Annotated in this window: 6 protein-coding genes; all 6 read right to left on the bottom strand. The window is 69.7% G+C overall.

Features of this window, described 5'->3' with window-relative positions; translation table 11 throughout:
- Positions 1 to 277 precede the first annotated feature (277 nt).
- On the bottom strand, positions 278 to 1,963 hold the full coding sequence (locus tag ACGF12_RS33810) for a ribonuclease J (protein WP_393038825.1): 1,686 nt from the start codon (positions 1,961 to 1,963) through the stop codon (positions 278 to 280).
- A gap of 169 nt (positions 1,964 to 2,132) precedes the next feature.
- On the bottom strand, positions 2,133 to 3,032 hold the full coding sequence (gene dapA / locus ACGF12_RS33805; protein ID WP_393038822.1) for a 4-hydroxy-tetrahydrodipicolinate synthase: 900 nt from the start codon (positions 3,030 to 3,032) through the stop codon (positions 2,133 to 2,135).
- A 214-nt stretch (positions 3,033 to 3,246) separates the two neighbouring features.
- Entirely contained in the window at positions 3,247 to 3,978 is a 732-nt protein-coding gene (gene thyX / locus ACGF12_RS33800) for an FAD-dependent thymidylate synthase (RefSeq protein ID WP_393038819.1), read from the bottom strand.
- The gene (locus tag ACGF12_RS33795; protein WP_387621889.1) at positions 3,975 to 4,433 is read right to left on the bottom strand and encodes a hypothetical protein; all 459 of its coding nucleotides are present in this window, start codon (positions 4,431 to 4,433) and stop codon (positions 3,975 to 3,977) included. Before ACGF12_RS33795 ends, thyX begins: the two co-directional genes overlap by 4 nt.
- Positions 4,434 to 4,458: 25 nt before the next feature.
- Positions 4,459 to 5,205, bottom strand: coding sequence for a 4-hydroxy-tetrahydrodipicolinate reductase (gene dapB, locus ACGF12_RS33790; RefSeq protein ID WP_393038815.1), 747 nt, complete (start codon positions 5,203 to 5,205; stop codon positions 4,459 to 4,461).
- A gap of 55 nt (positions 5,206 to 5,260) precedes the next feature.
- On the bottom strand, positions 5,261 to 6,613 hold the full coding sequence (locus ACGF12_RS33785) for a M16 family metallopeptidase (protein ID WP_393038813.1): 1,353 nt from the start codon (positions 6,611 to 6,613) through the stop codon (positions 5,261 to 5,263).
- Between the last annotated feature and the right edge of the window lie 31 nt (positions 6,614 to 6,644).

Genomic DNA, 6,644 nt, shown 5'->3' with positions numbered 1-6,644 from the left:
GGACCGCCTTCCAGCGGGCCCTCCGGGCGCTTCGTTCTTTCGTGTTTCCAGCTTATCAGATGTTTTCCGCTCCGTTTTCCGGAGTTTCATTCATCCGATTTGGCTTTCGCCTTTCGGCGCTCCCGAACTCTATCAGAGTTTCTCGGTCCGTTTTCCCGGCCGTTCTCGAATTCAGATTCGAGGACTTCCTTGGGGCTCGTCCCGTGGGGCAACCCGGAGAACATTACGCACCGGGTCGCCCCACGTCAAACCAGCCTCAGACGGGGTCGGAGCAGGCTCAGACCTCGACGACAACCGGCAGGATCATCGGCCGGCGGCGGTAGTTGTCCGCGACCCACTTGCCGATGGTCCGACGGACCAGCTGCTGCACCTGGCGAGGCTCCAGCACGCCGTCGCTGGCCGAGCGGTCCAGGGCCTCCTGGAGCTTGGAGGCCACCGGCACGAAGGCACTGTCCTCGATGCCGGAGCCGCGGGCCTGGATGGTCGGACCGCCGACGATCTTGCCGTTGGTCGAGTCGACCGCGACGAAGACCGAGATGAAGCCCTCCTCGCCGAGGATCCTGCGGTCCTTGAGCGAGGCCTCGGTGATGTCGCCGACCGAGGCGCCGTCCACGTAGACGTAGCCGGCCTGCACCTTGCCGACGATCCGGGCGACACCCTTCTCCAGGTCGACGCAGACGCCGTCCTCGGCGATGACCACGCGGTTGCGCGGCACACCGGTGGCGATGCCCAGTTCGGCGGCGGCCCGCAGGTGGCGCCACTCACCGTGGACCGGCATCAGGTTGCGCGGCTTGCAGATGTTGAAGAAGTAGAGCAGCTCGCCGGCCGAGGCGTGGCCGGAGACGTGCACCTTGGCGTTGCCCTTGTGCACGACCTTGGCGCCCCAGCGGGTCAGGCCGTTGATCACGCGGTACACGGCGTTCTCGTTGCCCGGGATGAGCGAGGACGCCAGGACGACGGTGTCGCCCTCGACGATGCGGATCTGGTGGTCGCGGTTGGCCATCCGGGAGAGCGCCGCCATCGGCTCGCCCTGCGAGCCGGTGCAGATGAGCACGACCTCCTTGTCCGGCAGGTCGTCGAGCTGCTTGACATCGACGACCATGTTGCCGGGGACCTTCAGGTACCCGAGGTCGCGGGCGATGCCCATGTTGCGGACCATCGAGCGGCCGACGAAGGCGACCTTGCGCTTGTACTCATGCGCGGCGTCCAGCACCTGCTGGATGCGGTGCACGTGGCTGGCGAAGGAGGCCACGATGATGCGCTTCTCGGCGTTCGCGAAAACGTTTCGCAGCGCGGCCGAGATGTCCCGCTCGTGCGGGATGAAGCCGGGGACCTCGGCGTTGGTGGAGTCCACCAGCAACAGGTCCATGCCCTCCTCCGCCAGCTTGGCGAAGGTCGGCAGGTCGGTCAGTCGACCGTCCAGCGGCAGCTGGTCCATCTTGAAGTCGCCGGTGGCCACGACCATGCCGGCGGGGGTGCGGACCGCCACCGCGAGGGCGTCCGGGATGGAGTGGTTGACCGCGATGAACTCGCAGTCGAAGGGGCCGATGCGCTCGCGCTCACCCTCCTTGACCTCCAGCACGTACGGCCGGATGCGGTGCTCGGCGAGCTTGGCCTCGATCAGCGCCAGGGTCAGCTTCGAACCGATCAGCGGGATGTCCGGGTTCTCCCGGAGGAGGAAGGGGACGGCGCCGATGTGGTCCTCGTGCCCGTGGGTGAGGACGATGCCGTCGACCTTGTCGAGGCGGTCCCGGATGTAGCTGAAGTCCGGGAGGATCAGGTCGACGCCGGGCTGCTCGTCCTCGGGGAAGAGGACGCCGCAGTCGACGATCAGGATGCGGTCCCCGTACTCGAGGACCGTCATGTTGCGGCCGATCTCGCCGAGGCCGCCGAGCGGAGTGATACGGAGGGCGCCCTCCTTCAGGGCCGGAGGCGCGCCGAGTTCGGGGTGCGGGTGGCTCAAAAGACTCTCCTCACGACGCACGCCATATGCCCGGGGACCTCCCCTGGAGACATATGGCGTGCGTACTCAGTGTCGTTTTCCTACTGGGTCGGTGCTTTCGCGCCTTCGGTCCGGTCCAGCGGCGGTCCCGTGAGGGTCCGGCGAGCCGGGGCGCGCACGTCTGTGTCTGCTACAGGTCTACCCCGCCGGCGGCGAGATCCTGCTTCAATCGGTCGATCTCCTCGGGCGTCGCGCCGACCAGCGGCAGCCGCAGCGGGCCGGCCGGCAGGCCCTGGAGTCCGAGCGCGGCCTTGGTGAGGATCGCGCCCTGGGTGCGGAACATACCCGTGAACACGGGCAGCAGCCCCTGGTGGATCGCGGTGGCCTTGGCCACATCACCCGCCAGGTAGGCCTCGATCATCGTCTTCAGCTCACCGGCCACCACGTGTCCGACGACGCTGACCATGCCGACGGCTCCGACCGACAGTAGCGGCAGGTTGAGGATGTCGTCGCCGGAGTACCAGGCGAGGTCGGAGCGGGCGATCGCCCAGGCCGCGGCGCCGAGGTCGCCCTTGGCGTCCTTGTTGGCGACGATCCGCGGGTGCTCGCCGAGCCGGACCAGCGTCTCGTGGCTCAGCGCGACCCCGCTGCGGCCCGGGATGTCGTACGCCATGACCGGCAGGCCCGTGGCGTCGGCGACCTGCGTGAAGTGCCGGTACAGGCCCTCCTGCGGGGGCTTGTTGTAGTACGGCGTGACCACGAGCAGGCCGTGCGCCCCGGCGGCCTCGCCCTGGCGGGCCAGCTCGACGCTGTGGTGCGTGTCGTTGGTGCCGACGCCGGCCACCACGTGTGCCCGGTCCCCGACCGCCTCCACCACGGCGCGGACGAGCTGGGCCTTCTCGGCGTCGCTGGTGGTCGGGGACTCACCGGTGGTGCCGTTGACGACGAGGCCGTCGTTCCCGGAGTCGACGAGATGCGTGGCGAGGCGCTGGGCGCCGTCGAGGTCGAGTCCGCCGTCGGCGGTGAACGGGGTGACCATCGCGGTCAGCACCCGGCCGAACGGCGTCTGGGGGGTGGAGGTCGGAGCCATGGGTCCAAAGCTACTCGTAGGCGGTGGGGCGGTACCCATGCCGGTCCAGGGTTCGGACAGGTGTAGCAGGTCAGAGGCAGGAAATGGGATCCCGGTACTGCCCGCTCGGGGGTTCGGGCAGCACCGGAATCCGTGGTCACGAATCTAGGGAGCGGCTAGAAAAGCCGCAATCCAGACATGCCGCACACTCTGCCCATATGCCTGTCGTCCCAGGTCAGGGGGCGACTCGACCGTGCTTCTCGAAGGCCGCATGGGTGAGCGGCATGAGCTGGGCCCACTGCTGCTCCATCTGCTCGGCGACCATCTCGATCTCGCGCTGCGGGAACGACGGCACCGCCGAGTTCTCCCGCCTGGTGCGCAGCGAGAGGAAGTGCATCAGCGAGCGCGAGTTGCAGGTCGCGTACATCGAGGAGAACAGGCCGACCGGCAGCACCGCGCGGGCCACCTCCCGGGCCACGCCCGCCGCCAGCATCTCCTGGTAGCGCGCGTAGGACTCGCGGTACGCGGCCTCCATCGCCTCGGTCGTGGTCCTGTGCTGCTCCGGGGTGCCCTCGGTGAACTCGTACTTGCCGGGGCGGCCCTGCTGGACCAGCTTCCGGTCCTCGCCGGGGACGTAGAAGACCGGCTGCAGCTCGCGGTAGCGGCCGGACTCCTCGTTGTACGACCAGCCGCTGCGGTGGCGGTGGAACTCGCGGAACACGAAGATCGGCGCGCTGATGAAGAAGGTCATCGAGTTGTGCTCGAAGGGCGTGCCGTGCCGGTCCCGCATCAGGAAGTTGATCAGGCCCTTGGACTTCTCCGGGTCCTGCTGGAGCGCCTCCAGGGACTGCTCGCCCGCGGTCGAGACCCGGGCCGCCCAGATGACGTCCGAGTCGGAGGCGGCGCTGCGGACCAGCTCCACCGTCACGTCGCTGCGGAAGCTGGGGGCCGTCGGTTCGTCGCTCACGCGTTACTCCTTGCGGGTTCGGTGCTGTGCAGCTTGATGGCGTGCTGCATGGTCTTACGGGCGCGCGGGGTGTCGCCGGCGTCGGCGTACGCCACGGCGAGGCGGAACCAGACCCGCCAGTCGCCGGGCGCGGCCTCCGCCTCGGCCTGGCGGCGGGCGAACACCGCGTCGGCCGAGGCCCGGTCGATCCGCCCGCCGGTGGTGCGCTTCAGCTCGTCCACCGGCAGGCCGCCCTCGGCCTCCAGCTCGTGGGCGAGCTGCTCGCTGGCCCGGCCGAAGCGGACGGTCTGGCGCAGGAACCAGACGCCGATCATCGGGATGACGAAAGCACAGATGCCGATGCCGATGCCGAGCGGCTTGCCGGTGGCGATCAGCTGGACGCCCTCCCCCACGCAGAGCAGGGCGACCAGCAGCAGCACGCCGGACAGGACGAAGAAACCGGTACGAGAGGTCATGTCATTCTCCCAGGAATGAGCACGGTCACAGGTCCAGGAAGTGTTCGAGGCCGAAGGTCAGCCCCGGCGTCCCGACGACCTTGCGCACGCCCAGCAGGATGCCCGGCATGAAGCTGCTGTGGTGCAGCGAGTCGTGCCGGATGGTGAGCGTCTCGCCGGTGTCGCCGAACATCACCTGCTGGTGGGCGAGCAGGCCGCGCAGCCGTACCGCGTGCACCGGCACCCCGTCCACGTCGGCGCCGCGGGCGCCGGGCAGGCTGTGGGTGGTCGGGTCCTGCTGCCGGGGGCGGCCGGCCTCGGCGCGGGCGGCCGCGATCAGCTGGGCGGTGCGGGTGGCGGTGCCGCTGGGGGCGTCGGCCTTGCGGTCGTGATGCAGCTCGACCACCTCGACCGACTCGAAGTACCGGGCGGCGATCTGGGAGAACTTCATGCCGAGGATCGCACCGATGGAGAAGTTCGGCGCGATCAGCAGGCCGAGCTCCGGGGCCCGGTCGAGCCAGCCGCGGACTGTGGCGAGCCGCTCGTCCGTCCAGCCGGTGGTGCCGGTGACCACGTGGATGCCGTGGTGCAGGCAGTAGTCGAGGTTGCCCATCACCGAGTCCGGGTGGGTCAGCTCGACGACGACCTGGGCCCCGGCCCCGGTCAGCTCCTCCAGCTCGGAATCGCGGCCGAGGGTGGCCACCAGCTCCAGGTCCGGCGCGGCCTCGACGGCCTTGACCGCCTCGGAGCCGATCCGGCCCTTGGCGCCGATCACGGCGACACGCAGTGTCATAGCGAAAGTCCTCTCACCAGCAAACTCACACCGGGCAATCTCGGGCCGGGCAATCTCAGACCAGCAGATCGGCGAGCTTGGCGGCCCGCTTGTCGTTGACCGGGCCGATCAGCGCCAGCGACGGCCGGTACGCGCCCAGCACATCACGGGCCACCGCGTGGACGTCCTCCAGGGTCACGGCCGCGATCCGCTCCAGCATGTCGTCGACCGACAGGTGGTGCCCGTAGCTGAGCTCGGCCTTGCCGATCCGGTTCATCAGCGACCCGGTGTCCTCCATGCCGAGCACGGTGGAGCCGGAGATCTGGCCGATCGCGCGGTGCAGCTCCTCCTCGGTGATGCCCTCGGCGACCACCTTGGCCAGCTCGGCGCGGCAGATCCGCAGCACCTCCTCGACCCGCTTGGGCTGGCAGCCGGCGTAGATGCCGAACAGGCCGCTGTCCGCGTACGAGGAGGAGTACGAGTAGACCGAGTACGCCAGCCCGCGCTTCTCCCGGACCTCCTGGAACAGCCGGGAGCTCATCCCGCCGCCCAGGGCCGCGTTGAGCACGCCCATCGCCCAGCGGCGCTCGTCGTGCCGGGGCACCCCGGGCACGCCCAGCACCAGGTGGGCCTGCTCGGTGGAGCGGTTGAGCACCTCGACCCGGCCGGCCGTGCGCAGTGCCTTGACGCCGCGGCGGGCCTCGGCGGGGGCCGCGGTGGAGCGGGCCAGCACCGGGGCGAAGGCCTGCTCGACCTGCTTGACCACCTTGCGGTGGTCCAGGTTGCCGGCCGCGGCGACGACCAGGTGCTCCGGGCGGTAGCGGCGGTGGTAGAAGCCGGCGACCTGGTCCCGGGTGAGCGCCTTGATGGTCTCCTGGGTGCCGAGGATCGGGCGGCCGAGCGGGCCGCTGCCGTAGATCACCTTGGCGAACAGGTCGTGGACCACGTCACCCGGGTCGTCCTCGGCCATCGCCATCTCTTCCAGGATGACGCCGCGCTCGGCCTCCACGTCCTCGGTGCGGATCAGCGAGCCGGTGAGCATGTCGCAGACCACGTCGATGGCCAGCGGCAGGTCGGTGTCCAGGACCCTGGCGTAGTAGCAGGTGTTCTCCTTCGCGGTGAAGGCGTTCATCTCGCCGCCGACCGCGTCCAGGGCGGCCGAGATGTCCAGCGCGCTGCGCCGCTCGGTGCCCTTGAAGAGCAGGTGCTCCAGGTAGTGGGTGGCGCCGTTGAGCTGCGGGGTCTCGTCCCGCGAGCCGACGCCGACCCAGATGCCGAAGGTCGCGGAGCGCACCGTCGGCAGGGTCTCGGTGACGACCCGCAGGCCGCCGGGCAGCACGGTGCGGCGCACCGTTCCGGCGCCGTCGACGCCCTTGAGCAGGGTCCGGGTGGTGCCGGGTCGCTGCTTTACCGCCGGGGCCTGGGCCACGGGGGGTACCTCCAGACAAAACGCACGTGGA

Origin of the sequence: Kitasatospora sp. NPDC048296, assembly GCF_043201815.1 — a bacterium.
In the GTDB taxonomy this organism is placed as follows: domain Bacteria; phylum Actinomycetota; class Actinomycetes; order Streptomycetales; family Streptomycetaceae; genus Kitasatospora.
Note: the sequence above shows the minus strand (reverse complement) of the source record. Positions and strands in the feature narration are given on the sequence as shown.

Coding starts and splice junctions, on each gene's coding strand:
- dapA (WP_393038822.1), bottom strand. CDS start 3,032: ATGGCTCCGACCTCCACCCCCCAGACGCCGTTCGGCCGGGTGCTGACC.
- dapB (WP_393038815.1), bottom strand. CDS start 5,205: ATGACACTGCGTGTCGCCGTGATCGGCGCCAAGGGCCGGATCGGCTCC.
- ACGF12_RS33795 (WP_387621889.1), bottom strand. CDS start 4,433: ATGACCTCTCGTACCGGTTTCTTCGTCCTGTCCGGCGTGCTGCTGCTG.